At 59.9% G+C, this 24,306-nt stretch carries 34 protein-coding genes; 17 read left to right on the top strand and 17 right to left on the bottom strand.

Annotation, left to right across the window (positions count from 1 at the left end; translation table 11 throughout):
* Positions 1–39: 39 nt before the first annotated feature.
* Genes ABMC88_RS02680 through cobD form a run of 4 tightly spaced genes read right to left on the bottom strand, consistent with a single transcriptional unit; the run spans position 40 to position 3,492 of the window.
* Positions 40–423, bottom strand: a complete 384-nt coding sequence (locus ABMC88_RS02680) for a rhodanese-like domain-containing protein (RefSeq protein WP_349575280.1) — start codon at positions 421–423, stop codon at positions 40–42.
* A gap of 4 nt (positions 424–427) precedes the next feature.
* Positions 428–1,606: a lytic murein transglycosylase gene (locus ABMC88_RS02675; RefSeq protein ID WP_349575279.1), complete on the bottom strand. Its 1,179-nt coding sequence runs from the start codon at positions 1,604–1,606 to the stop codon at positions 428–430.
* A 24-nt stretch (positions 1,607–1,630) separates the two neighbouring features.
* A complete protein-coding gene (cbiB, locus tag ABMC88_RS02670) occupies positions 1,631–2,536 on the bottom strand; it encodes an adenosylcobinamide-phosphate synthase CbiB (protein WP_349575278.1) in 906 nt (301 codons plus the stop codon).
* Entirely contained in the window at positions 2,533–3,492 is a 960-nt protein-coding gene (gene cobD, locus ABMC88_RS02665) for a threonine-phosphate decarboxylase CobD (RefSeq protein WP_349575277.1), read from the bottom strand. The genes cbiB and cobD overlap by 4 nt, the downstream gene beginning before the upstream one ends.
* Positions 3,493–3,645: 153 nt before the next feature.
* On the opposite strand from cobD, the gene ABMC88_RS02660 reads away from it, so the two are divergent.
* Positions 3,646–4,041 (top strand): response regulator, encoded by a 396-nt coding sequence (locus ABMC88_RS02660; protein ID WP_349575276.1) that lies wholly within the window; start codon positions 3,646–3,648, stop codon positions 4,039–4,041.
* On the opposite strand, the gene ABMC88_RS02655 is transcribed toward ABMC88_RS02660, so the two are convergent.
* Positions 4,038–5,012, bottom strand: a complete 975-nt coding sequence (locus tag ABMC88_RS02655; protein WP_349575275.1) for a glutathione S-transferase family protein — start codon at positions 5,010–5,012, stop codon at positions 4,038–4,040. The genes ABMC88_RS02660 and ABMC88_RS02655 overlap by 4 nt on opposite strands.
* A gap of 177 nt (positions 5,013–5,189) precedes the next feature.
* Between ABMC88_RS02655 and ABMC88_RS02650 the strand changes: the two genes are divergently transcribed.
* Positions 5,190–5,522 (top strand): hypothetical protein, encoded by a 333-nt coding sequence (locus ABMC88_RS02650; RefSeq protein ID WP_349575274.1) that lies wholly within the window; start codon positions 5,190–5,192, stop codon positions 5,520–5,522.
* Positions 5,523–5,579: 57 nt separating this feature from the next.
* On the opposite strand, the gene ABMC88_RS02645 is transcribed toward ABMC88_RS02650, so the two are convergent.
* Entirely contained in the window at positions 5,580–6,749 is a 1,170-nt protein-coding gene (locus ABMC88_RS02645; RefSeq protein WP_349575273.1) for a MalY/PatB family protein, read from the bottom strand.
* A 97-nt stretch (positions 6,750–6,846) separates the two neighbouring features.
* Between ABMC88_RS02645 and def (ABMC88_RS02640) the strand changes: the two genes are divergently transcribed.
* The 4 genes from def (ABMC88_RS02640) to ABMC88_RS02625 are packed head-to-tail and all read left to right on the top strand — an operon-like array spanning position 6,847 to position 9,018.
* Complete coding sequence (def, locus tag ABMC88_RS02640) at positions 6,847–7,365, top strand: peptide deformylase (RefSeq protein ID WP_349575272.1); 519 nt, start codon at positions 6,847–6,849, stop codon at positions 7,363–7,365.
* On the top strand, positions 7,362–7,859 hold the full coding sequence (def, locus tag ABMC88_RS02635) for a peptide deformylase (RefSeq protein ID WP_349575271.1): 498 nt from the start codon (positions 7,362–7,364) through the stop codon (positions 7,857–7,859). Before def (ABMC88_RS02640) ends, def (ABMC88_RS02635) begins: the two co-directional genes overlap by 4 nt.
* A 3-nt stretch (positions 7,860–7,862) precedes the next feature.
* Entirely contained in the window at positions 7,863–8,777 is a 915-nt protein-coding gene (gene fmt / locus ABMC88_RS02630; protein ID WP_349575270.1) for a methionyl-tRNA formyltransferase, read from the top strand.
* A gap of 4 nt (positions 8,778–8,781) precedes the next feature.
* Complete coding sequence (locus ABMC88_RS02625) at positions 8,782–9,018, top strand: hypothetical protein (RefSeq protein ID WP_349575269.1); 237 nt, start codon at positions 8,782–8,784, stop codon at positions 9,016–9,018.
* A 74-nt stretch (positions 9,019–9,092) separates the two neighbouring features.
* Here ABMC88_RS02625 and ABMC88_RS02620 read toward each other — a convergent pair whose 3' ends face one another.
* From ABMC88_RS02620 to ABMC88_RS02580, 9 genes are all read right to left on the bottom strand, one after another.
* On the bottom strand, positions 9,093–9,719 hold the full coding sequence (locus tag ABMC88_RS02620) for a trimeric intracellular cation channel family protein (RefSeq protein ID WP_349575268.1): 627 nt from the start codon (positions 9,717–9,719) through the stop codon (positions 9,093–9,095).
* Positions 9,716–10,117 carry an NUDIX hydrolase gene (locus ABMC88_RS02615; RefSeq protein WP_349575267.1) on the bottom strand — a complete coding sequence of 134 codons (402 nt, stop codon included), beginning with the start codon at positions 10,115–10,117 and terminating at the stop codon, positions 9,716–9,718. The genes ABMC88_RS02620 and ABMC88_RS02615 overlap by 4 nt, the downstream gene beginning before the upstream one ends.
* Positions 10,114–10,569, bottom strand: a complete 456-nt coding sequence (rnhA, locus tag ABMC88_RS02610) for a ribonuclease HI (RefSeq protein ID WP_349575266.1) — start codon at positions 10,567–10,569, stop codon at positions 10,114–10,116. Before rnhA ends, ABMC88_RS02615 begins: the two co-directional genes overlap by 4 nt.
* Positions 10,562–11,155 (bottom strand): class I SAM-dependent DNA methyltransferase, encoded by a 594-nt coding sequence (locus ABMC88_RS02605; RefSeq protein WP_349575265.1) that lies wholly within the window; start codon positions 11,153–11,155, stop codon positions 10,562–10,564. The genes rnhA and ABMC88_RS02605 overlap by 8 nt, the downstream gene beginning before the upstream one ends.
* A complete protein-coding gene (locus tag ABMC88_RS02600) occupies positions 11,152–11,619 on the bottom strand; it encodes a DUF3429 domain-containing protein (RefSeq protein ID WP_349575264.1) in 468 nt (155 codons plus the stop codon). Before ABMC88_RS02600 ends, ABMC88_RS02605 begins: the two co-directional genes overlap by 4 nt.
* Positions 11,619–11,762, bottom strand: a complete 144-nt coding sequence (locus ABMC88_RS02595; protein WP_349575263.1) for a hypothetical protein — start codon at positions 11,760–11,762, stop codon at positions 11,619–11,621. Before ABMC88_RS02595 ends, ABMC88_RS02600 begins: the two co-directional genes overlap by 1 nt.
* 259 nt (positions 11,763–12,021) lie before the next feature.
* Entirely contained in the window at positions 12,022–12,702 is a 681-nt protein-coding gene (locus ABMC88_RS02590) for a MarC family protein (protein ID WP_349575262.1), read from the bottom strand.
* 170 nt (positions 12,703–12,872) lie between these two features.
* The gene (gene ispH / locus ABMC88_RS02585) at positions 12,873–13,823 is read right to left on the bottom strand and encodes a 4-hydroxy-3-methylbut-2-enyl diphosphate reductase (protein ID WP_349575261.1); all 951 of its coding nucleotides are present in this window, start codon (positions 13,821–13,823) and stop codon (positions 12,873–12,875) included.
* A 161-nt stretch (positions 13,824–13,984) separates the two neighbouring features.
* Positions 13,985–14,569: a LabA-like NYN domain-containing protein gene (locus tag ABMC88_RS02580; RefSeq protein WP_349575260.1), complete on the bottom strand. Its 585-nt coding sequence runs from the start codon at positions 14,567–14,569 to the stop codon at positions 13,985–13,987.
* Between the two features lie 127 nt (positions 14,570–14,696).
* Here ABMC88_RS02580 and folK point away from each other — a divergent pair, with 127 nt between their 5' ends.
* From folK to recO, 11 genes are all read left to right on the top strand, one after another.
* Positions 14,697–15,287 (top strand): 2-amino-4-hydroxy-6-hydroxymethyldihydropteridine diphosphokinase, encoded by a 591-nt coding sequence (folK, locus tag ABMC88_RS02575; RefSeq protein WP_349575259.1) that lies wholly within the window; start codon positions 14,697–14,699, stop codon positions 15,285–15,287.
* A gap of 71 nt (positions 15,288–15,358) precedes the next feature.
* A complete protein-coding gene (gene rpoZ, locus ABMC88_RS02570) occupies positions 15,359–15,712 on the top strand; it encodes a DNA-directed RNA polymerase subunit omega (RefSeq protein WP_349575258.1) in 354 nt (117 codons plus the stop codon).
* 44 nt (positions 15,713–15,756) lie between these two features.
* Positions 15,757–17,910: a RelA/SpoT family protein gene (locus tag ABMC88_RS02565; protein ID WP_349575257.1), complete on the top strand. Its 2,154-nt coding sequence runs from the start codon at positions 15,757–15,759 to the stop codon at positions 17,908–17,910.
* Entirely contained in the window at positions 17,907–18,593 is a 687-nt protein-coding gene (locus ABMC88_RS02560; RefSeq protein WP_349575256.1) for a DUF2062 domain-containing protein, read from the top strand. Before ABMC88_RS02565 ends, ABMC88_RS02560 begins: the two co-directional genes overlap by 4 nt.
* A complete protein-coding gene (locus ABMC88_RS02555; RefSeq protein ID WP_349575255.1) occupies positions 18,586–19,335 on the top strand; it encodes a pyridoxine 5'-phosphate synthase in 750 nt (249 codons plus the stop codon). Before ABMC88_RS02560 ends, ABMC88_RS02555 begins: the two co-directional genes overlap by 8 nt.
* A gap of 4 nt (positions 19,336–19,339) precedes the next feature.
* Positions 19,340–19,753 (top strand): holo-ACP synthase, encoded by a 414-nt coding sequence (gene acpS / locus ABMC88_RS02550; RefSeq protein WP_349575254.1) that lies wholly within the window; start codon positions 19,340–19,342, stop codon positions 19,751–19,753.
* Between the two features lie 54 nt (positions 19,754–19,807).
* Entirely contained in the window at positions 19,808–20,644 is an 837-nt protein-coding gene (gene lepB / locus ABMC88_RS02545; RefSeq protein ID WP_349575253.1) for a signal peptidase I, read from the top strand.
* Positions 20,641–21,327 carry a ribonuclease III gene (gene rnc, locus ABMC88_RS02540; RefSeq protein ID WP_349575252.1) on the top strand — a complete coding sequence of 229 codons (687 nt, stop codon included), beginning with the start codon at positions 20,641–20,643 and terminating at the stop codon, positions 21,325–21,327. Before lepB ends, rnc begins: the two co-directional genes overlap by 4 nt.
* Complete coding sequence (gene era, locus ABMC88_RS02535; protein WP_349575251.1) at positions 21,324–22,253, top strand: GTPase Era; 930 nt, start codon at positions 21,324–21,326, stop codon at positions 22,251–22,253. The genes rnc and era overlap by 4 nt, the downstream gene beginning before the upstream one ends.
* A 64-nt stretch (positions 22,254–22,317) precedes the next feature.
* Positions 22,318–22,647, top strand: a complete 330-nt coding sequence (locus ABMC88_RS02530; RefSeq protein ID WP_349575250.1) for a DUF1491 family protein — start codon at positions 22,318–22,320, stop codon at positions 22,645–22,647.
* Positions 22,647–23,372: a DNA repair protein RecO gene (gene recO, locus ABMC88_RS02525; protein WP_349575249.1), complete on the top strand. Its 726-nt coding sequence runs from the start codon at positions 22,647–22,649 to the stop codon at positions 23,370–23,372. The genes ABMC88_RS02530 and recO overlap by 1 nt, the downstream gene beginning before the upstream one ends.
* Here recO and ABMC88_RS02520 read toward each other — a convergent pair.
* The gene (locus ABMC88_RS02520) at positions 23,356–23,751 is read right to left on the bottom strand and encodes an META domain-containing protein (RefSeq protein WP_349575248.1); all 396 of its coding nucleotides are present in this window, start codon (positions 23,749–23,751) and stop codon (positions 23,356–23,358) included. The two genes, recO and ABMC88_RS02520, sit on opposite strands and share 17 nt — an antisense overlap.
* Positions 23,748–24,269 carry a TetR/AcrR family transcriptional regulator gene (locus ABMC88_RS02515; RefSeq protein ID WP_349575247.1) on the bottom strand — a complete coding sequence of 174 codons (522 nt, stop codon included), beginning with the start codon at positions 24,267–24,269 and terminating at the stop codon, positions 23,748–23,750. The genes ABMC88_RS02520 and ABMC88_RS02515 overlap by 4 nt, the downstream gene beginning before the upstream one ends.
* Between the last annotated feature and the right edge of the window lie 37 nt (positions 24,270–24,306).

Genomic DNA, 24,306 nt, shown 5'->3' with positions numbered 1-24,306 from the left:
TGACTTTTTATGAAAGCAGGAGACTTCGGCGGAGGCGGATCAACTTTCGATTGGGCCGCCTGCTTTTTGCCAGCCGCCAAAGCCTTCTTTGATGTGGGCGGCGTCAAACCCCATGTCCTGCAAGGTTGCTACTGATATGGCGGAGCGCCAGCCTGACGCGCAGTGGAAGACGAACTTTTTATCCTGCGCAAACACGTCTTTGAAATAGGGGCTGTCGGGGTCCACCCAGAACTCCAACATGCCGCGCGGGCAATGAAAGCTGCCTGGGATAAATCCTGTACGCTCGCGCTCTCGCGGGTCGCGCAGGTCGACGATCTGCACGTTCGGATCGTCTACCATGGCGATGGCATCCGCTGTCTCGATCTCTTCGATCCGCGCACGCGCTTGCTCTACCATTTGGGCGGCTGAGATTCTCAGGGTCATGCGTCTACCTCTTTTCGACTTTTGCCAGCAGGTTTGGCGTGGGCCATGCGTCGGCAGGCATGCCAAGGCGGCTTTGCTCTTTTTGCACGGCGACACGGGTGTTGGCCCCCAGAATGCCGTCGACCTTGCCCACGTTATAGCCGCGCTGTTTGAGCGCGCGTTGCAAGCGCTTCATCTGGTTCCCGCTGAGCCCTTTTTGCGGGCGTCCCGCGTTATAGACATCCGAGCCGTTCAGCCGTGTGGCGAAATAGGCGGCGGTCAGGACGTAGGTAAAGCTCTGGTTCCACTCGAAATAGACGTCAAAGTTGGGGTAGGTCAAAAAGGCCGGACCAAACCGCCCTTGCGGCAGGATGAGCGAGGCAGGCAGGTTGTTCGCCAGCCGACCGTCACGCGGGCGCACCCCCATTTTGGCCCATTCGGAGGCCCGCTTTTTGGTGTTCAGACCTGTCAGCGCCCAGTTAAAGTCTTGGGGCACAACAACTTCGTCGATCCACGGCTGCCCTTTGCGCCACCCAAGCGAGGCCAGCATTTTGCCGCCCGACATCAGTGCATCGGCGGCAGAAGTTTTGAGAGACACTTTGCCATCGCCGTCGCCGTCCACACCGTTGCGGATGATGTCTTCGGGCAGCATCTGCACCATGCCGATTTCACCGGCCCATGCACCTGTGGTGCGGGCGGGGTCGAATTGACCGCGGGCATAAAGCTTCATCGCCGCGAAAATCTGCGGGCGGAACAATTGCGGGCGGCGGCAGTCGTGGGCCAGCGTCACCAGCGCGTTGGCGGTGTTGAACTTGCCCTGAATATTGCCGAAATCCGTCTCGAACGCCCAAAAAGCCAGCAGCACGCCGCGGTCCACGCCATACCGCTTTTCGATGGTGTTAAAGACGCGGGCGTATTTCTTGCCATTTGACCGCCCGCGATTGATCCGGTCATTCGAGATCAGCCTGCGCGAGAAATCAACGAAGGGGCGCTGGAACACGCCTTGCGAGCGGTCGGCGCGCAGCACGGCAGGGTCCTGGCGCACGCCTTGCAGGAATTTTTGTGCGGTCGCTTTGTCGACGCGATGTTTGGGGGCTTCGGAAATCAGGCCGTTTTTGAAGTTGGAAAAATTACCACCGCAGGACGCCGCAAAGGCGGACACGGGCGCAAGAGCCAAAAGAGCAGCAAGAATATATGAGCGCATAAAGCACCTTTTAATTTGTCGTTATCAAAACAGACCAAGCACAATGACCAGTCCCACCATCATACCCCACGCGAGCCAAAGCTGGCGTATGGCTGCATCAATCTGGACGGGTCCAATATCACGCGCACCTGCGCCGCCGACCCATGCAAACTCCTGCATTTTTCCATCATAGCTGCGCGGCCCTGCAAGCGCCACACCTATGGCGTGGGCCATCGCCGCTTCGGGCCAGCCTGCGTTGGGGGAGCGGTGCTGCCTCGCGTCGCGTGCGATATCGCGCCAGTTGAACACGCCCGCAGGCACCGCGATCAGGGCGCAGGTGATGCGGGCGGGGATGAAGTTCAGGATGTCATCGGCATAGGCGGTGGCCTTGCCGAAATATTCATATTTCGGCGTGCGGTAGGCGATCATACTGTCCGCAGTGTTGACGACTTTATAAACAAGAAGCGCAGGCAGGCCGCCCACCAGAAACCAGAACACAGGGGCGACAACCCCGTCCGACATGTTCTCGGCGGCACTCTCGATAGACGAGCGGGCAACGCCCGACTGGTCCATCTGCGCGGTGTCGCGGCTGACAATCATGGAAACCGCCCGCCTGCCATCCCCCAGCGAGACACGCAAACCATCCGCCACGGCGGCAACGTGCTGTACAAGCGAGCGTTGTGCCACGAGGATCGCCACGACGATGATCTCTACCACAGGCCCCAACAGGTCCAACCCCCAGCCCATCGCATAGGCACCCGTCATCAATATCGCCAATGCTCCTGCACCTGCCATAATGCCTCCGCCTTGGGAATTCATTGTGCGGTCCAGCCACCCCACGGCGCGGCCCATCAGCACGGCGGGATGCGGTGCACGATCCCACAGCCATTTCGGTTCTCCCATCACCGCGTCGAGCGTCAGGGCGAGGATCAAAACGGCAACCGTGCTCATGCCAGCGCTGCCGTGATGCGGGGCCAGCCGTCGGGCGCAGGCAGACCAAGACGGAGCCATCTTGAATTGTAAGGAAACACGCGGCTCCAGATGTGATGCTGGGCCAAGCGGTGTTGCCATGCGGCGGCGTCATCGACCTCGAACAGGCGAAACAGGGTGGTGCCGCCCAAGGGCGTCGCACCTGCGGTCTCAAGAATGTGATCAAGCCGGTCCGCATCGGCGCGCAGCCGCTCGCGGGTTTGGTCAGCCCACTGCATATCAGTCAACGCACGTGTGCCGATCTCAAGCGCAGGACCAGTCACAGGCCACGGGCCCATCATCTGTTCCAGCGCCGCAACCAGATCAGGATCGCCGATCACGAATCCCAACCGTATCCCCGCCAAGCCCCAGAATTTGCCAAAACTCTTGAGAACAAGCGTGCCGGGTTCAGCCGCCTGCGCGATCAGAGATGCGTCAGGGGACACGTCGCAAAAACTCTCGTCAATGATCCGCAGGGGGGATTGCAAATCATCGGGGGTAAAGAGGCGTCCGTCGGGGTTGTTCGGGTGCACGATGACTTGGGCATCGGTATGTGCGGCGTTGTCTTGGATGCGCCAGCCCGCCGCCTCAAAGGACGAGGCGTGTTCGTTATAGGTCGGTTTCGCAATGTGAGCAGTGCCCGCGGCGCGCAGGCGCGGGATCAGCGCGATGGGGGCGGAGGCGCCATTCGTGGCAAGCACCGCCACCTTTGCAGGAATGTTCCAAAAGCGCCGCGCGGCGTTGATCAGCCCCTCGCCGGCTGCGGTGTCAGGCAGGTCGCACCAGCTGGCCGTTGCGATCTGCCCTGTAGGATAGGGCACCGGATTGATTCCGGTAGACAAATCAACCCAGTCGGAACGCTCACCGCCGTAGCGCAAAACAGCGGCATCAACGCCGCCGCCGTGGTCGTTTTTTGTACGTATTGGAAAAACAGTCATCTTACGCTCGGGTGTCTGGCCGGATTTGGCCTATTTTCCCCGTTCGTCAAAGCGGAGTTTGGCGTAATTTACAAGTCGTGCTTATAGTGCGTTTAATTGAACACTCATTTTGATAAACATTTTTCTTACGACAAACGGCTGGGGAGCCTTTAGATGACAACCACCGCCCGCGCAAAGACACGCGTTCTGATCGTCGAAAGCGTTACGGAACTGGCGCAGCTGTGGCAGCGGCATCTGGAACGGCAAGGGATGGTCGTCAGCCGTGCGGCAGGGCAAATTGGCGCTATTGAGCATCTGTCGTCCATCGATACGGACATTATCATTCAGGATCTTGTGATCGAAGAAGGCTCGGCGCTCGCGATTGCGGATTATGCGAATTACAAACAGCCCGATGCGCGGGTGATTTTTGTGACAAACACGACGTTCTTCTCGGACGGGTCAATCTTTGCCCATTCCGCAAATGCCCGCGCCTTTGTGCAAAGCAACACCCCGCCAGAGGACCTGGCGGCGATGGTTGCGCATTATGGCTCGGAAGAGCGGCCGAACTAGCCGCGGTTATGCGGCGCGTCCCAGTCGATGACAGGATTCACCGGGATGATCCGGTTGGGGTTTATCGTGTCGTGGCTAAAGTGGTAGTGCCGCACGATGTGGTCAAAGTTGACCGTCTGCGCCACGCCGTCGCGTTGGTATAGCTCGCGGGTGTAAGCCCATAGGTTGGGATAATCCACAATCCGCGCACGGTTGCATTTGAAATGTTGGTGATAGACGCAATCGAACCGCACAAGCGTTGTGAACAGCCGCCAGTCGGCCTCGGTCAGGCGGTCGCCTGTCAGGTATCGTTGTGTAGACAGGGTTTGTTCGATCCAGTCGAGGGTTTCGAACAAGGGCATGATCGCCGCGTCGTATGCCTTTTGCGTGGTGGCAAAGCCGGCTTTGTAGACACCGTTGTTGAGCGTGCTGTAAATGCGCGTATTGGCCGCCTCGATTGCGGGGTGCAGATCGGCGGGCCAATAATCATCGGTGTTACCTGTCAGGCCGTCGAAGGCAGAGTTGAACATGCGAATAATCTCGGACGATTCGTTCGAGACAATTGTCCCACGCTCTTTGTCCCACAGGATCGGCACGGTAACGCGGCCCGTGAAATCGGGCACGGCGCGGGTGTAGATGTCACGGGCGAAGGGCAGGCCGAACTGGCGGTCGCCCGTTGCACCAGCAAAGTCTGTCTGGAATGTCCAACCGTCGCCCAACATGTCGGGATGCACAACCGAGACATCGATCACCGATTCCAGCTCTTTTAGAGTCCGAAAGATCATGGCGCGGTGCGCCCAGGGACAGGCGTGACTGATATAGAGGTGATAGCGCCCCGCTTTGGCCTTGAACCCCGCCTCACCGCTGGGGCCTGCGCTGCCGTCGGCGGTGACCCAGTTGCGAAACCCTGCCTCTTGGCGTTTGAACGCGCCGCCGCTTTCTTTGGTGTCGTACCATGTGTCATGCCATTGGCCGTCGATCAGCAATCCCATCGCCCGTCTCCTTTTTTGTGCCTTTAATACAGAGGTAAGCCTTGGCGCTTAGGAAGCGAAGAGCGAGGGGCGCGCAGACTGCGTGCAAAATTGCACAGTGCGAAAGAAAGTTTCAGAAGTTGGTTGATCTGGGAAACTTTTGAAACAACTCTGGTTTGTGACGGGGAGGGGAGAATCATGGATATATTTTTGCCAGAGGGTTTTGAGCCAGGGCGCGCGCGCCAGCCGAAGAAGGGGCCAAACCGCGCTGCAAACCTGTGTGTGGAGGCGGCGGGTGTCTATTACCCCGTGCTGCGCAACTGGACGACAGGCTTTTCTGTTGCTGCCGTAGATGTGCCCAGATTAAGCGGGATCGTGAACCTGTATGACGGGGCACAGCACCTGCACCAGTGTTTGATCACAGACACCAAGGTGGCAAACGACGAGATCGTTTTCGCGGTAAAACGCTCAAGCGCATTTGACTATGCCGCAACGGAAGAAACCGCTGGGGGTGTGCAGGTCAATACCTGACCCGCACGCATCGTTTTTGGTATCAAAGGGCGCTGGGCATCACAGCGCCCTTTTGCGTTATTGCAGGTCTTTGAACGCTTCGGCCAACCTGTCACATGCCTCTTGCACGCGGGCGCGGGGGGTGGCGATGTTAAAGCGTAAAAAGCTGTCACCGCCCGCGCCGAATGTCGGGCCGTGGTTGGCGGCGATGCCTGCGCCTTGCTCGACCCGATTAGTGAATTCCTCACGGCTCATGCCGGTGTCGGTGAAATCAACCCACGCCAGATACGTCGCCTCAAGCGGCATGGACCGCAGGCCGGGGATCGCGTTGACAGCGGCGTCAAACAGCTTTCGGTTGCCATCCAGATAGGTGATCAGGTCATCGACCCACGCGGCCCCTTCGGGCGAGTAGGCCGCCGTGGCCATGAACAAGCCAAAGCTGTTGGGCGACATGCCAAGTGCCGCCATCCGCGCGCCGAATTTTTCGCGCAGCACGGGGGCTGCGATGATCACATTGCCCGAATGGCTGCCCGCGATGTTAAACGTCTTGGTGGTGGCGGTCATCATCACCAGACGGTCTGCGATCCCGTCGATCAGCGCCATTGCGGTGTGCTTCTGGTCGGGCATCACTAGATCGTGGTGGATTTCGTCCGACACCAGCACCAGATCGTGACGCTTTGCAAACTCGGCCGCCTGTTGCAGTTCTTCCACGCTCCAGACACAGCCGCCGGGGTTATGGGGTGAGCACAGGATCACCATCTTTTCGGAACCCGTCATTTGCGCGTCATAAGCGTCGAAATCCATGCGGTAGCGGCCGTTTTCCTGCACCATTTCGCATTCGACCACGTTGCGGCCCGCGGCGTTTATCACCTTTGCAAAGGCGTGGTAGACGGGGGTGAACAGCACCACGCCGTCGCCCGCATCGGTAAAGGCATCGACGCACATGGCGGTGCCGTTGACCAACCCGTGCGTGGTGAAGATATGCGCGGGGTCCAGATCCCAGTTGTGGCGGGTTTTCATCCACCACTGGATCGCTCCGCGGTATTTGCTGTCATCGCCAAAGTAGCCGTAAACGCCGTGATCGACCATCGCTTGCACCGCATCCTGCACCACGGGTGCGGTGGCGAAGTCCATATCGGCCACCCACATGGAAATGCCGGTGTCTGCGGGCACACCGTAAATGCTCTCCATGCCGTCCCATTTCACGCAATGGGTGCCGCGCCGCTCGATCGGGGTGTCAAAGCTCATGTTGTTCTCCTGAATAAGTCGCGCCAAGGGTACCGCGCCTTCGCATATGTGCAAGCCCTGCTTGCGGCAGGCGGGGGCATGCCCTACATCAACTTGCATGAAACGCCCTATTCTTTATCACCCCGATCCGCGTCTGAAAAAGACATGCGCCGAAGTCACCGATTTGACGGATGATTTGCGCGCACTTGCCGACGATATGTTGGCCACCATGTATGACGCCCCCGGTGTGGGGCTGGCTGCGCCGCAGGTCGGTGTGTTGCAGCGCCTTGTTGTGCTGGACTGCGTGAAGGAAGAAGGCGAGAAGCCGCGCCCGCTGATTATGTTCAACCCGCAGGTCGTGGCTGCCTCGGACGAGCTGAACACCTATGAGGAAGGCTGTTTGAGCCTGCCCGAGTTGTTCGCCGATGTCACCCGCCCCGCAGAGGTGGAGGTGACGTGGATCGACCGCGACGGAAACGAGCAGCGCGAGGGGATGGACGGGCTGTGGGCGACCTGCGTGCAGCACGAAATTGACCACCTTGAGGGCAAGCTGTTCATCGACTACCTCAAACCGCTGCGTCGTCAGATGATGACCCGCAAGATGGTGAAATACAAACGCGAGCTGGCCCGAGGATGAGCGCGCGGCCCATCCTGCAATGGCCCGACAAACGCTTGCGCACGCCTTGTGCGGATGTGCCCGAGATCACGGACGAGGTCCGCAAAATCTGGGATGACATGATCGAGACGATGGATGCGATGCCGGGCGTCGGCCTTGGCGCACCGCAGATCGGCGTGATGCAGCGTTTGGCCGTGGTTGACACCTCCGAGGCGCGCAATACGCGGATCAGGCTGGCCAACCCCGAGGTGATTGACGCCTCGGCCATCATGAACGATCACGAGGAAGCCTCGCCCTGTTTGCCGGGTGTATACGCCAAGATCAGCCGCCCCCGCGGTGTGCGCGTGCGGTTTATGGATGAGACCGGCGCGGTGGTCGAGCGTGACTTTGTCGGGCTGGATGCCACATCGGTGCAGCACCAGATCGACCATCTGGCGGGCAAGATGTATTTTGACCGCCTCAGCAAGATGAAGCGCGACATGCTGCTCAAGCGTGCGCGCAAGGTGAGGGACTGACCGATGCGAATTGTGTTCATGGGCACGCCCGATTTTTCGGTGCCGGTGCTGGACGCGCTGGTTGAGGCGGGTCACGAGGTTGTCGCCGTCTATTCGCAACCGCCCCGCCCCGCAGGGCGCGGCAAGAAGGACCGCCCCGGCCCCGTGCATACGCGGGCCGAGGCTTTGGGTCTGGAGGTGCGCACGCCAGTGTCGTTGCGCGATCCCAGCGAGCAGGCGGCATTTGCCGCACTTGGCGCGGATGTGGCAGTGGTTGTGGCCTACGGTTTGATCCTGCCGCAGGAGATTTTGGATGCGCCTGCGCAGGGGTGTTTGAATATCCACGCAAGCCTGTTGCCGCGCTGGCGGGGGGCGGCGCCCATTCACCGCGCGATCATGGCGGGCGATGCGCAGACGGGTGTGTGCATCATGCAGATGGAGGCGGGGCTGGACACTGGCCCTGTGCTGCTGCGCGAAGCGATGCCGATCGGCGCAGAGCAGACCACCGCGCAATTGCATGACGAACTGAGCGCGCTGGGCGCGCGGCTGATCGTGCAGGCGTTGGCGCGATTGGAAGAATTGACGCCGCAGGTCCAGCCCGAGGATGGCGTGACCTATGCCGCCAAGATCGCCAAGGCCGAGGCGCGAATTGATTGGAGCCTTCCCGCAGCGGAGGTGGACCGCCAAATTCGCGGGCTATCGCCGTTCCCGGGGACGTGGTTTGAGTATGAGGGCGTGCGGATCAAGGTTCTTGGCTCACGGTTGGGTGATGGGAGCGGACCTGCGGGTGTTGTTCTGGACCGTGACCTGACTGTGGCTTGTGGCTCGGGGGCTGTGATGCTGACACGCTTGCAAAAGGCGGGTAAGGCGGCACAGGATGTGGATGTGTTCCAGCGCGGTGTGGCTATCGCGGTTGGCGCGGATTTGAGCGAAGGGTAGCGCTATGTTTCCAACAATGATCGGAACGGTTGTGATTGCGGGGATCGTCGGCTATCTGGCCGAGCGGTCCGGCTTTACCCACAACGGGTTTTTGCAGTCGATCATCATCTGTGTGGGCGGGGCGTTTGTGTTCTATTTCGTGCGGTTGATGTTCGGGTTCGGGTTTTCCTCGGCGGGGGTGAATGCAATTGTTTCTTCCATCGGGGCGCTTGTGATTGTGCCGTTTCACTGGCGCAAGTAATGCGCTTTTCGGGGGCCAGCCCCCATTGGCCTGAAGGCCAATCCCCCCGGAGGATTTAGGGCCGGAAAAACTAGTTACTTCGACTTTGGCGGGGTGCTTTTGTAGACGGGCAGATGCCATCCAAACTGGATTGATCCCGCCCGAAGCGTCCACGTGGCGGCCGCGCCGATGAGCAGGCTATACGGGATGTCGGGCATGAACGTGTTAAGTGCTACTGTGGTCGCGGCGCCTGCGAAGGCTGCGGTCACGTAAAGCTCGCCCTGTTTGAGGACGACGGGGACGTCGCCAACGACCACGTCGCGCATAAGCCCGCCCATGCAACTGGTGATGACCCCCATCAGGATGATGATTGCGGGGGATTGGTTCAAGCTGATCGCGACGCCTGCCCCCGCTGCCACGGCGACGGCTAGGGCGATGCTGTCGAGCCAGATGATGGCGCGCAGGCGGCTTTCGAGCAGGTGGGCGGTGAAGAAGATCAGCACGGCGGCGAGGCCTGCCGCGGCGAGATAAGAGGGCTGGGAAATCCAGAAGATCGGGTTTCGGTCCAGCAACAGATCGCGCAGGGTGCCGCCGCCTACTGCTGTCAGGCAAGCAATAAAGGCAAATCCCACCAGATCAAGCTGGGCGCGGCTGGCCACCAGCGCACCTGTCACGGCAAAGACAATGACCGAGGCGTAATCGAGGAAGATGAGCAATGTCATAGGGTTTTGCGGATCCACGCGAGGGCTGCATGGCATACTTCATTTGTGTCATCGGGGAGTGGTGCGTCAAGCGGGTGCCAGTGGAAGCGCAGGAGCTGGCCGCCGTCCTCTTTGCAGAAGTGTTGCCATTTCTCGCGGATGGGCGGGGCGATGCGGCACAGGGTGAAGTGCCACTGGGCCTGCGCCTGAATATCCGCGTTGTCGCCGATGTAGAGGGTGGCGCGAGTCTCTAGCCCGCTTACGTTGTACAGAGCGCGGGCGGCTGCGGCTTCGGGGTGTTCGTCCGGCTTCAGGACGCCGTCGACCAGTTGGTATCCGGCAGTCGGGTGATCAAAAAGCGGTATGCGGGCAGGGGCGCCATCGGGGTGTAGGGCGATGGGGCAGGCGACCTGCTTCATTTTGGTTTGAAGGGGGCCATGCCCGCACGGGCAAGCGCATCTGCACGCTCGTTCTGAGGGTGGCCTGCGTGGCCTTTGACCCATTCCCATGTGACGCGATGACGGGCGTTTGCGGCATCAAGCCGCTGCCAAAGCTCGACATTCTTCACAGGTTTTTTGGCGGCGTTCTTCCAGCCGTTTTTCTTCCAGCCGAATATCCAGCCTGTGATGCCATTTTTGACGTAGTTACTGTCGGTGACGACGGTGATCTCTGTCTCACGCTCCAGCGTTTCCAGCGCGTGGATCGCGGCCAGCAATTCCATACGGTTATTGGTCGTGTTGGCCTCGCCGCCTTTCAGCTCACGTTCCTTCACGACGGTATCTCCGTCCATCGCCTGCATCACGGCACCCCAGCCGCCCGGGCCGGGGTTTCCTGAACAGGCACCATCTGTATATGCATAAAGTCTAGCCATCTGCGCCGAGTGCTATCCAATCCGCATAGGTGCCGTCCAGCCCTTTGTCGCGTCCTGTCTGTTTTTTGGTGACGGTAAACCCTGCCGCGCCGAGAAGGCCGCGCAATTCATCCTCGGTGACATAGGTGTATTTGCGGCCAAGTCTGTCGCGGGCCGAGTCTGTGCCGGTTTTCATTGCGATATGCAGGCGGCCATTGGCGCGCAGCGCGGTGTGCAGCGCGCTGAGTATGTCAGGCAGGTCCGCACGCGCGGCATGGAGGAGGGAGTAGTTGGCCCAGATGCCGTCGTAGATGTCGGTGCCCGTGATCTGATCGAAGGTCGCAAGCTGCGCGGCGACGCCTTTGTGGCGGGCGGCAAGGGCGATCATCTCAGGCACGGCATCAACGGCGTGGACGCGCAGGCCCGCCGCCGCCATGGCGGCCGCGCTGTCGCCGGGGCCGCAGCCAAGGTCAAGGACGTGGGCCTTTGGGGGCAGGGACGCGATGAACGCGGCCAGAATGGGATCGGTCTTGTTGTGATCGCCTGTTATCGCGGCGTATTCCTCCGCCTTTGCGGCATAAACTGCAAGGGTTTCAGGATCGCTCATGCAAGGGCTCCGATGCCGAGGCAGGCCAACACGATCGTGGTGAGTAGGATGCGCAACCTCATCCACCAAACGGGGGTGAGGTTCTGACGGAAAAAGTAATAGTCCAACGCGAGCAGCCCGAGGAATCCGATGATGAGGAACTGCAATGTTTCATGGTCCGATCCGCCGCGCATAAACAGTGTCCATAGTGCGGGCAGGACCGACAGGATATATCCCGTGGTTGCCTGTGCACCCTCTGCTTTGGTCGCAAAGCCCCACAGCACGCCCGACATGAACGATAAGATGATTGTGCCATAAAGGCTAAGTAGGGAGACACCGTCGCGGGGGGCGATCAAGGCAAAGCCGCCGTCTTGGGGGTCACCTTTGTTCGCCCAGAAAAGGCCTGTTGCGATGACGGCCCCTGCGATGAAGGGCAGCAGTCCGGCAAGGCCCAGCAGTAAGGGGGCGCGGGGGATGGTGAACATCAGGCACGCTCCAGCGCGAGGCGGCCCGCAAGGGCGGCAAAGATCGCGGCGAAACTGCGCGAGAGCCGCGCCATGAAAAGCGCGCCTGCACCGGGAATGTAGACAACGACCAAAGCGGTGAAGAGGAGTTGAAGGGTAATCATGGTGTGCGGCCTTTGGGGTTGGACTAGGTGAAGGCTACGACGAGGGGTGGTCCAATGTGAAGTGTGGAAACGGAGGAAGCCGGTGCTGTTGCCCTAGTTGTCGGCTGTGCGGGCTTTCGCAGCGGCTACGTTGATGGCTGCTTTTCAGGCCTCGCAAATGGGTCTGATTTCATGGGGGCGGTCAACGCGAGGGCATTTTTCCTTCGGGCAGCCCGTCCTCATCCGCGAACCTGCAATATTTCCGTAGAAGCACAAAAGGCTATTCGGCCCCCTCGTTCAGCGGACTGGGGTTTTCGGCGGGGGCGACGTCAAGGATGTTCAGCGTATCGAAACCGCCAAGGATAGCGTCGACGGCGATAGTCGCGAGGATGATGCCCATGACCCGTGAAATTACCGACGCGCCGGTATCGCCAATCAGCCGATGGACGAAGGTCGCGGCCAGAAGCAGAGCAAGGGTAAGCGCAAGAACAAGGACCAGCAGCGCCGCTGTGGTTGCTTGCTCGGCCAAAGTGTTCGAGCTGTTTTCGGTCAGTATCACTATGGCTAACATCGCGCCGGGGGATGCAATGGAGGGCATCGCCAGCGGGAAGACTGCGCCAGATAGGTGATCGCGTTCGGCTTCCGAGATTTCGGTTTGAGGCTTTGAGTCGCCGAAGATCATGGAGAGCGCGAACAGAAATAGAATGACCCCTCCGGCAATCTGGAAAGAGCCGAGGCGCAGACCAAGTGTTTCAAGAACCACCTGCCCCCCCACAAGAAAGGCGAGCAGAACCAATGTTGCAATGGCAACCGCACGAAGGGCGAAACGACGATGTAGATGCGCAGGCACGCTTGCGACAGCAAAGAGATAAACCGGAATTGTCCCTACGGGGTCAATTACAACCAAAAGCGTAATGAACTCGCGCAATAGCGGCAACCAGTCGATCGTGAACAGTGTCATGGCAGACTTTCATGGTGTTTAGAATGGCAAGGAAACCGAGTGCTAAAGCGTGCGGAGGGGACGCTTGTGGATTTCAAACCATCACGCGGACTCTACCTTAAGTCGACATTCATTGGCAACGCAGCATCTGTCACTCTGGCACCACGGCTGCTGTGCGCTGCGGATGAAATTCAAGCCGTTTGTCGCAAAACTCTCGGCACTTTGAATTCCACGTTTTCCACGGCTGTTTCCACCAGTTCCTCGGTCACGTCATAGCGTGATTTGAACGCGTCGATGACCTCGTTGATCAGCACCTCTGGCGCGCTTGCGCCTGCGGTGATGCCAATGCTGGTGATGCCGTCCAAGGCGCGCCAGTCGATGTCATCGGCGCGCTGCACCAGTTGCGCATAGGCGCAGCCCGCCCGCGAGCCTACTTCGACCAACCGTTTCGAGTTGGACGAGTTGGGCGCGCCCACGACAAGCATGGCGTCGCATTTGGGGGCCATTGCCTTGACCGCTTCCTGACGGTTTGTGGTGGCATAGCAGATGTCTTCCTTGTGCGGCCCGACAATCTGCGGGAACCGCGCCTGAAGTGCGGCGACGATGTCGGCGGTGTCATCAATGCTCAGCGTGGTTTGTGTGACATAAGCGAGCTTTGTCTCATCGCGCACCTGCACTGTGGCAACGTCTTCGGGGACTTCGACCAAAAGAACCTCGCCCTGCGGCAACTGGCCCATTGTGCCCACAGTTTCGGGATGGCCCTCGTGGCCGATCATGATCATTTGCAGGCCCGCATCGGCGTGGCGCTGGGCCTCGATGTGGACTTTGCTTACAAGGGGGCAGGTGGCGTCAACATAAACCATGTTGCGGGCCTGTGCCGCGTTCGGCACGGATTTTGGCACGCCGTGGGCGGAAAAGATCACGGGGCGGTCATCGGGGCATTCGGACAGTTCTTCCACAAACACAGCGCCCTTGTCGCGCAGGCCATCGACCACGAATTTGTTGTGCACAATTTCGTGACGGACATAGACAGGCGCGCCCCATTTTTCGATCGCCATCTCGACGATCTTGATTGCGCGGTCAACGCCTGCGCAAAACCCGCGCGGCGCGGCCAGATAGAGGGTGAGGGGTGATTTGTTCATCGGCTTCTCCTGCTTGGCCTCAAACTAGGGGTTCGGGCGGCGCAGGTCCAGTTGATGCCCTGCAAAAGCAACGGTTATGTGATGCGTTCAATTTGTGGCGGTCATAAATGCAAAAAGCCGCGCAGGGTGATGCGCGGCTTTTGGTCTGTCGGGAGTGCGTGTCAGTCGTCTTTGGGCTCTGCCCCTGCCATCGCCGGCTCGCGGGGTTCACGCGGCTCACGAGGGGGGCGGCCGATGACATCGCGCAGGTCGTCCAGCTCGATGAAGTTATCGGCCTGACGGCGCAGATCGTCGGAAATCATCGGCGGTTGGCTGCGGATGGTGGATACAACCGACACGCGCACACCTTGGCGCTGCACGCTTTCTACCAATGGGCGAAAGTCGCCATCGCCCGAGAAAATCACGATGTGATCGACGTGTGGCGCCAGCTCCATCGCATTCACGGCCAGTTCGATGTCCATGTTGCCCTTCACCTTACGGCGGCCCATGCTGTCGGTGTACTCCTTCGCGGGCTTCGTCACCATCGAGAAGCCGTTGTAATGCAGCCAATCCACCAGCGGGCGGATCGGCGAATATTCGTCATTCTCCAGAAGCGCGGTATAGTAGAAGGCGCGCAGCAGCTTGCCGCGGCGCATGAATTCTGATCGCAAGAGCTTGTAATCAATGTCAAAGCCGAGGGTCTTTGCCGCGGCATAAAGGTTTGACCCGTCTATGAAGAGGGCCAGCCGTTCATCTTTGTAAAACATTTCATTTCCCCAAATGAATTTCGCTGTTCGCAGCTATTAAAATCAAAGCACCAGACAAAATACTTCTGGACTTAATCCTGTTTGGACGCCGTTGTAACCAATATGTAAAATCAAGCAAGGCACCGTCATGGGGAAAAGTAGCGTGAAGTCGCCCACGATAAAAAAAGTTTGCTATATTTCTTACGGCTCCAACCTTGGATTGGAGCAACTTACGTCAATCCAACTTGTGGTTGAAGCCCTTAATGCGCTGGATGCGCGGGGTCTCGTGATTCGCGCCCGCAGCCGCGCCTATGCCACGCCTGCGTTTCCTGCGGGTGCGGGGCCTGATTTTGTGAATGGCGTAATCTGCGCCGAGACACCCTTTGATCCAGAAGAAACGCTGGCCGTACTACATACTGTAGAGGCGCGTTTTGGTCGTGAGCGGGCGGTCAGGTGGGGCGCCCGCACGCTGGATCTGGATTTGATCGCCATCGGTCAAGAGGTAGCGCCTGATGCGCAAACCCAGCAATACTGGCGCGAATTGCCCCCGCAAGAGCATACAAAAGCGACGCCTGCGCAGTTGATCGTGCCGCACCCGCGCCTGGCCGAGCGTGCCTTTGTGCTGGTTCCTTTGATGGATATTGCACCCGATTGGCGCCATCCGCTGACCGGATTGACCGTCCGCGACATGCACGACGCGCTGCCCGATGCTGCGCGGGCCGAGGTTGTGGCCCTGTAATTGGCGCTTGTAAATCAAGGGAAACGGGCCTAAGTACCCCCTTCTAGCAGATATATTTATTGGAGCGTCCAATGGCCCGCGTCACCGTTGAAGATTGTGTTGATAAAGTCCCGAACCGGTTCGATCTGGTTATGTTGGCCGCGCACCGCGCCCGCGAAATCTCGGCGGGGTCCGCGCCTACAGTGGACCGCGACAACGATAAGAACCCTGTCGTTTCCCTGCGTGAAATCGCGGATGAAACACAGTCGGCGGATGATCTGCGCGAGCGCCTGATCGAAAGCAACCAGCACCAGATCGAGGTGGACGAGCCCGAAGAGGACGCCATGGCGATCCTTATGGGTGCCGAGCAGGACAAGCCCGAAGAGGACAGCATGTCCGAAGAAATGCTTTTGCGTCAGTTGATGGCGGCGCAAGGCCAAGGGTGACACGCGGCGGGACGCATCGTCCTGCCTGAAGGCTGAGGCAGAGAATGACAACGACTGCCGATGACCTCGTCACATTGGTTCGCGGGTTTAACCCCAAAACAAACGAAGAACTGATTCGCGACGCCTTCTCCTATGGCGCGCGGATGCATGAGGGGCAGTTCCGCCACTCGGGTGAGCCGTATTTCACCCACCCCGTCGCCGTTGCCGCCATTCTGGCGGAGCAACAGCTGGACGATAAAAGCATCATCACCGCCCTGCTGCACGACACGATCGAGGACACGCCCGCCTCGTATTCCGAGGTGCAGGAATTGTTCGGTCATGAGGTGGCCGAGCTGGTAGACGGGGTGACCAAGCTCACGAATCTGCAACTCAACTCGACCGAGACAAAACAGGCCGAGAATTTCCGCAAGCTGTTCATGGCGATGTCCAAGGACCTGCGCGTCATTCTGGTAAAGCTATCGGACCGTCTGCACAACATGCGCACGATCAAGGCGATGCGCCCCGAAAAGCAGGCGCAAAAAGCGCGTGAGACGATGGATATTTTTGCGCCGCTTGCGGGCCGCATGGGTATGCAGTGGATGCGCGAAGAGCTTGAGGACTTGGCGTTTCGCGTTCTCAACCCCGACGCGCGGTCCTCCATCATGCGCCGCTTTATCACGTTGCAAAAGGAAGCGGGTGATGTGATCGCACGGATCACCACCGATATGCGGTCCGAACTGGAAGCCGCAGGCGTGCAGGCCGATGTGTTCGGGCGCGCCAAAAAGCCCTATTCGATCTGGCGCAAAATGGAGGAGAAAGAGCAATCCTTCTCACGGCTGTCGGACATCTACGGTTTTCGCATCATCACCCAAAGCGAGGAAGACTGCTATCGTGCGCTGGGCGTGATCCACCGCCGTTGGCGCGCTGTGCCGGGCCGGTTCAAAGATTACATCAGCCAGCCCAAAACCAACGGCTACCGATCGATTCATGCGACTGTATCGGGGCGTGACGGCAAGCGGGTCGAGGTGCAGATACGCACCCAGCAAATGCATGATGTGGCCGAAACAGGCGTCGCCGCGCATTGGTCCTATCGTGACGGGGTGCGCACGCAAAACCCCTTTGCCGTGGATCCGACCAAATGGATCGCGCAGCTGACCGAACAATTCGACGGCGAAGACGATCACGGTGCCTTTCTTGAGGCTGTCAAACTGGAGATGTACGCCGACAAGGTGTTTTGCTTTACCCCCAAGGGGGAGGTCATCAAACTGCCGCGGGGCGCCACGCCGATCGACTTTGCCTATGCGATCCACACGCGCATCGGGTCGGCCTGTGTGGGCGCCAAAGTGGACGGCATTCGCGTGCCTCTGTGGACGCGGATCAAGAACGGCCAATCGGTAGAGGTGATCACTGCCGAAGCGCAAACACCGCAGGTGACGTGGCTGGATATCGCCACGACAGGCAAGGCAAAAACCGCCATCCGCCGTGCCCTGCGCGAAGAAGATCGCGGCCGCTTTATCAAGCTGGGCCAAGAGCTGGCGCGCTCTGCCTTCGAGATGGTGGGCAAGAAGCCGACGGACAAGGCGCTGGCCACGGCGGCGCGTACGCTGCGGCTGAATGATGTGGACGAACTGCTGGAACAATTGGGCAGCGCCGAGCGGACCAGCCGCGAAGTTCTCAACGCGGTCTACCCCGAGCTGGCCGAAATTGACGGCGACGAGGTAGACCGCAAACGCGCTGTTGTGGGCCTGCAACCCGGCCAGTCGTTTGACCGCGCCACCTGCTGTGAGCCGCTTCCCGGAGAGCGGATCGTGGGCATTACCTTCCGCGGCAAGGGCGTGACGCTGCACGCCATCGATTGCGACAGGCTCAGCGTGTATGAGGAGCAGCCCGAGCGTTGGCTTGACCTGCGCTGGCATGATGGCAGCCATCCTGCGGTTTATGGCGCTACGCTTGACCTTACTGTCGCGAACGACCGTGGTGTGCTGGGCCGCATCTGCACCCTGATCGGGGAGGCGGGGGCCAATATTGCGGACTTGAATTTCGTCGACCGCAAACCAGATTTCTTCCGTGTGCTGGTGCGGGCGGAATTCCGTGATCTCGCGCAGATGCATTCTTTGATGTTGACGCTTGAGGCCGAGAGCAACGTGGCCGCGCTCAGCAGGTATCGGGATTCAGGGCGGCAGGCGGATGCCATCGCCGCGGTGGAGCAGACTTTGTGATTTTTAAACGCCGCGATCCAAAGCCGTTTCTGCGCAAGATGGCAGAGCTGCTGTGGCCGCGCGGTGGTTGGACGCGGGCGTTCCATTATGTCAAACACCGGATGCGCCGTTTGCCCGACAGCCCCGAGCGCATCGCCCGTGGCATCTGGGCTGGTGTGTTCATCACCTTCACGCCGCTGTTCGGGATGCATTTCTTCTTTGCGGTGCTGATCTCGAAACTGATGAAGGGCAACATCCTTGCATCGCTTATGGCGACCTTTGTCGGCAACCCGTTCACCTTTGTGTTCATCACGCTGGCCTCTCTCAAAACCGGACACTGGATCACAGGCACCGAGCTGCAAGAGGGCGAGCTGCGCGCGCTGAGCCGCAAGTTCGCGGATGCGGGCAGCGATCTTTGGCACAATTTCATTGCAATCTTCACGCCTGACCGGATGGATTGGTCGGGCCTCGCGATCTTCTCGCGGGAGGTGTTCTACCCCTATTTGATGGGCGGCGTGCTGGCCGGCGTGTTTTTCGCGACTATCTCTTACTATCTGGCGGTGCCGGTGTTGCGGGCGTATCAAAAACGCAGGCGCGGGCTGATCAAGCAAAAGTTCGAAGTGCTGAAGGCCAAGACAGCGGCCAAAGCCGAAGAGAAAAAGCGCGCTTCGGAACAGAAGAAGAAGGAAAAAGCGAATGGCTGAGCAAGGCAAACTGCGTTTGGGTGTGAACATCGACCACGTGGCGACTGTGCGCAATGCACGCGGCGGCGACACGCCCGATCCTTTGCGCGCTGCCCGTATCGCCCAAGAGGCAGGCGCCGATGGCATCACCGCGCATCTGCGCGAAGACCGCCGCCATATCTCTGACGCCGATATCGAAGGGCTGATGGATATGCTGACTGTGCCGCTCAACTTCGAGATGGCAGCCACGGACGAGATGCAGCAGATCGCCCTGCGCCACAAACCCCACGCCGTTTGCATTGTCCCCGAAAAGCGTGAGGAACGGACCACCGAAGGCGGTCTGGAGGTCGCGCGTGAGGAAAACAAGCTGGCGCATTTCATCGCCCCTTTGCGCGAGGCAGGCTGCCGCGTGTCGATCTTTATCGCCGCCGATATGCGTCAGGTCGAAGCCGCGCACCGCATTGGCGCACAAGTGGTCGAGCTGCACTCGGGCGCATATTGCGATGCCTACCACGAAGGGCGGTTTGACGTGGCGGATGCCGAGCTGGCAAAGCTGCGTGAGATGGCCACATACGGCCACAGCCTCGGCCTTGAAATGCACGTGGGCCACGGGCTCACCTATGATACTGTCAGCCCCGTTGCGGCTTTTCCCGAAGTGGTAGAGCTGAACATCGGGCACTTCCTGATCGGCGAGGCGATCTTTCTGGGTCTCGCCCCTGCGATGGCCGAGATGCGCCGCCTGATGGACGCGGCGCGGGCCTGAACGGATGATCCTTGGTATCGGGACCGATCTGGCGAATATCGAGCGTATTCAAGGCACGCTTGACCGTTTTGGCGACAGGTTCCGCAACCGCGTTTTCACCGAGGTTGAGCAGGCCAAGGCCGAGCGCCGCAAAGATGTGGCAGGCACCTATGCCAAACGCTGGGCCGCGAAAGAGGCGTGTTCAAAGGCGTTGGGAACGGGGCTGCGCATGGGGATCAGCTGGCGTGATATGGCGGTCAGCAATTTGCGCACGGGACAGCCCGTGATGGAAGTAACGGGCTGGGCCGCCGAGCGTTTGGCATCCATGACCCCCGCAGGCCACGAGGCGATCATTCATGTTACCCTGACCGATGATCACCCGTGGGCGCAGGCTTTTGTCGTGATTGAGGCACGGCCCGTTGCGGCCACCGCACCTTGACACTGCGCGTTGCCCTGCGCATGTACCCATAGGAAATGTAGATAGGAGCGCCGCATGGCCGAGACCGAAAAGACAGGCAATGCTATTGTCGAAACAATTAAAACGGTCGTCTATGCGCTGCTGATCGCGGGTGTTTTCCGCACGCTGTTTTTCCAACCTTTCTGGATCCCGTCAGGCTCGATGAAGCAGACGTTGCTGATTGGTGATTTTCTGTTCGTGAACAAGTTCGCCTACGGCTATTCCTATGCGTCCTGTCCCAGCATCGTGATCCCGCGTTTTGGCATCAACCTCGATGCGAAAAAGCTGTGCGGCGCGGTTGATGGTGACAACACCCGCCTGTGGGGCAGCGATCCCGAGCGCGGCGATGTGGTTGTCTTCCGTCATCCTGTATCGGGCCGTGACTATATCAAACGTCTGATCGGGATGCCCGGTGACAAGATCCAGATCACGGGCGGCGTTATTCAAATCAACGGGGAGCCTGCGACGCAGGTTGCCGACGGTCAATTCGACGAACTGATGGAACTGCAAGGTCCACAAGGTCTGCGTCCGCGTTGCGCCAATGGTGCGGTGGGACAGGGCGGCGTCTGCTCGAAAGAGCGCGCAATCGAGACGTTGCCAAACGGCGTCAGCTATCCTGTCCTGAACATCGGGCCGCAGGCGTCTGACCGCACGGGCATCTATTCGGTTCCCGAAGGGCATTATTTCTTCATGGGCGACAACCGCGATAACTCTGCCGACAGCCGTTTGGCACAGACGGCGGGCGGCGTGGGGTTTGTTCCTTACGAGAACCTGATTGGCCGCGCAGACCGCATTGTCTTCAGCTCGGCGGGTCGGTCGATGCTGTTCTTCTGGACGTGGCGCGGCGACCGTTTCTTCAAAGGGGTCCAGTGAAGCTGTCGGCGGAACTGAAGGCGTTCCAGCAACGCTTGGGCTATGAATTCCAGACGCCCAAACTGCTGAGCGAGGCGGTGACGCATGCGTCAATGTCCACGCCCAACCGCGATGACAACCAGCGGTTGGAGTTTCTGGGCGACCGTGTGCTGGGGCTGGTGATGGCCGAGGCGCTTTTGAACCTTGATACCCAAGCCTCTGAGGGGCAGTTGGCCCCGCGGTTCAACGCATTGGTCCGCAAGGAAGCTTGTGCGGATGTGGCCCGTGAGATTGATATTGGCGCCGTGCTGCGGCTTGGCCGCTCCGAGATGTTGTCGGGCGGGCGGCGCAAGCAGGCGTTGCTGGGCGATGCGATGGAGGCGGTGATTGCGGCGGTTTACGTTGACGGCGGGTTTGATGCCGCACGGGCGCTGATCCTGCGGCTGTGGGGGGCGCGCACAACCTCTGTGAAGGAAGATGCACGCGACGCCAAGACATCGCTGCAAGAATGGGCGCAGGCACGCGGGCTAGAGCCGCCGGCCTATGTTTTGACGAACCGTAGCGGGCCGGACCATGCGCCGATATTTACCATCGCGGCGAAACTCTCGACCGGTGAAACAGCAAGCGCCACAGCAGGTGCCAAACGCGCCGCAGAACAAGACGCCGCAACCAAGTTGCTGGCGCAATTGGAGCAAGATAAATGAGCGATGATACCAACACAGCCGGCAGACGCGCAGGGTTCGTCGCGCTCATCGGAGAGCCGAACGCGGGCAAGTCCACGTTGTTGAACCGCATGGTCGGGGCCAAAGTCTCGATTGTGACGCATAAGGTGCAGACCACCCGCGCACGTATCCGCGGGGTCGCGATGGAAGGGGGCAGCCAGATCGTGTTTGTCGACACGCCCGGCCTGTTCCAGCCGCGCCGCCGTCTGGACCGCGCCATGGTTGCCGCTGCGTGGGGTGGGGCGTCTGATGCGGATGTCGTCGTGTTGCTGGTCGAAGCGCAGCGCGGTGTGACAGAAGGCGTCGAGCGTATTCTGGAGCGTTTGGGCGAGATCGGTGAAGGCGCCCGCGTGGCGCTGGCTATCAACAAGATTGACCGCGTCGAAGCGCCTGTTCTGCTGGGGCTGAGCGCCAAGCTGAACGAGGCCTATCCGTTTATCGAGACCTTCATGATCTCGGCCGAGAAGGGGCACGGCGTGGGCGTGCTGCGTGAGTGGCTGGCGGGCGAAGTGCCCGAAGGCCCGTGGCTCTATCCCGAAGACCAGATTGCGGATTTGCCCATGCGGATGATCGCCGCCGAAATGACCCGCGAAAAGCTGACGCTGCGTTTGCATCAGGAACTGCCCTATCAGCTGACCGTCGAGACGGAGAATTGGGAAGAGCGCAAGGATGGCTCGGCCAAGATTGACCAGCTGATCTATGTGATGCGCGACGGGCATAAGGGGATCGTGCTGGGCAACAAGGGCGAGACGATCAAAGCCGTGAGTAAAGCGGCCCGCGAAGAGCTGGAAGAGTTCCTTGGGCGGAAGATCCATCTGTTTTTGCAGGTTAAAGTACGGCCTAACTGGTTGGAGGATGCCGAGCGGTATTCTGAAATGGGGCTTGAGTTCAAGGACGGTAACCAGTGACCGGCGGGAACGCTTGGGGCTTTTGCGGAATTGAGTTTAAAGGCAAAATAAAGAAGCCGGGCCTGTGGCACGTCTGACAGCGCGGTTTTGGGTGGATGCGTATTTGGCGCGTTTGCGGGTGTTTGATATTCCTGCCTTTGTTGTTGCGCATGGGGATGACACGGGCGGGGCTGTGCTGGTCAAACTGGCGACGCTGGATGGGCGGGCAGCTTTGTATCAGCGGTCATTTGACATGATGAGCGGGGCGCGGGTTTGGGCTGAATTGGCGGCGGGACCTGAGCGCGAGATGGACGAGGCTGTGGCGCGGCAGCGCGGGTTTGACCCTGATCTTTGGGTGATTGAAGTCGAGGACCGCGCAGGTCGGCATTTGTTGGACCAAGAGGGATTGGCCTGATGGACTGGCGCGATCAGGGGATATTGCTGAGCGCGCGCAGGCATGGTGAGACGTCAGCTATTATTGAAGTGTTTACGCCGTCGCATGGGCGCCATGCAGGGGTTGTGCGTGGCGGGACCAGTCGCAAGATCGCGCCGATTCTGCAACCTGGTGCGCAGCTTGATGTCACTTGGCGGGCGCGTTTGGAAGATCATATCGGTGCATTCACAGTTGAACCTGTGCGCAGCCGTGCCGCCGTGGCGATGGGGGATCGGTTGGCGTTGGCGGGTTTGAACGCTGTGACTGGGCTGGTCAGCTTTTGCCTGCCCGAGCGCGAGGTGCATCTGCCGCTTTATGCCCGCACGGAAAGCCTGTTGGATCTGTTGGGGGAGGCGGATTTGTGGCCGCTTGCCTATCTACGGTGGGAGTTGGCGCTGTTGGAGGAGATGGGCTTTGGCTTGGACCTGAGCAGCTGTGCTGTGACCGGCGCGACCGAGGGGTTGGTCTATGTCTCGCCCAAGTCGGGGCGGGCGGTGTCGCGGGAGGGCGCGGGGGAGTGGGCCGAGCGGTTGTTGCCTTTGCCTGATATTCTGCGCGGTGAAGGCGCGGGGGATGATGCCGAGATCGCGCAAGCTTTCCAGACAACAGGGTATTTCCTGTCCGAGCGCTTAGCGGCGGATTTGGGAAGCAAGCCCTTGCCCGCAGCGCGTGCGCGTTTTGTCGAAGCGTTCAGCCGTCGTTTGTAAATACCATTTCCAACCCGCTGCCATTCGTCAGGGTAAGGGTGTTGTTGGAAACTGTTGCTGTTGTCGCGGATCCGAGCGCGTCCAGATAGGCGTTTTCGGCGCGCATGTTCGGGCAGGCCATTTTTGTGCTGCCGATGGGGCCTGCGTTGAATGCAGGGTAGGTGCCTGTCAGCGCGCCGAAGTAGCGGTTGCATGGCGCGCGTCCGTTGATTTCGCCTGTTTTGGGGATGGTGAGGGTTGCCGTTGCGGGGAATACCTGTCCGTTCAGTGTTTTGAGGGTCCAGATTTGATCGGACCCGCCGAAGACGCTTGCGGGGGTATCACCGCGACACGCGCCAAGGGCCAGCAGGCACGATGCGCAAAGCAAAAGCACTTTCATGCGAGCGCCACAATCGTGTCGACCAGCGCATCAAAGGCGGCGTGGGGGTCTTGGGCCGCTTCGGTCTGGGGCAGGCCAATGAGTACGGAAAGAACCGCCTGAGCGAAGGCGGGATTGCGCAGGCCGAACTGTTTCAACAGGTGGGAGAGGTAGGTGAGCCTCTCGGCATCTACCTCGCGCAGGCTGGCGGCGACGATAGGGTCGCTTTGGGCCCAAAGGCGTAGGGCGGCTTCGACAGGGTTATCCAGAACGGTGCGGCCAAATTTCCGCAGGCGGGTGTCGGTCGGGGTGTCATCAGAAAGTTGCGCCATCACCTGCGACAGCGCCTTTGTATGCCAATCGCGCACCAGTGCGGCATGGTAGGCAGGCACGTCTTTGAAATGCCAGTAGAACGACCCCTTGGTCGTGCCAAGAGAGCGGGCCAGCGGTTCTGCGGCAAGGGACGCAGGGCCGCGTGCAATCAGCGCGGCAAAGCCTGCGTCGATCCATTTTTCGGGCGAAAGGCGTGTTGTGTTCATACACTTCAAGTATGACGCGAAAAGGCGCGCCACAATA

This window comes from Sulfitobacter aquimarinus, assembly GCF_040149565.1.
Taxonomy (GTDB): Bacteria; Pseudomonadota; Alphaproteobacteria; order Rhodobacterales; family Rhodobacteraceae; genus Sulfitobacter; species Sulfitobacter aquimarinus.
The sequence above is the reverse complement of the archived record's forward strand: the minus strand, read 5'-3'. Positions and strand labels throughout refer to the sequence as shown.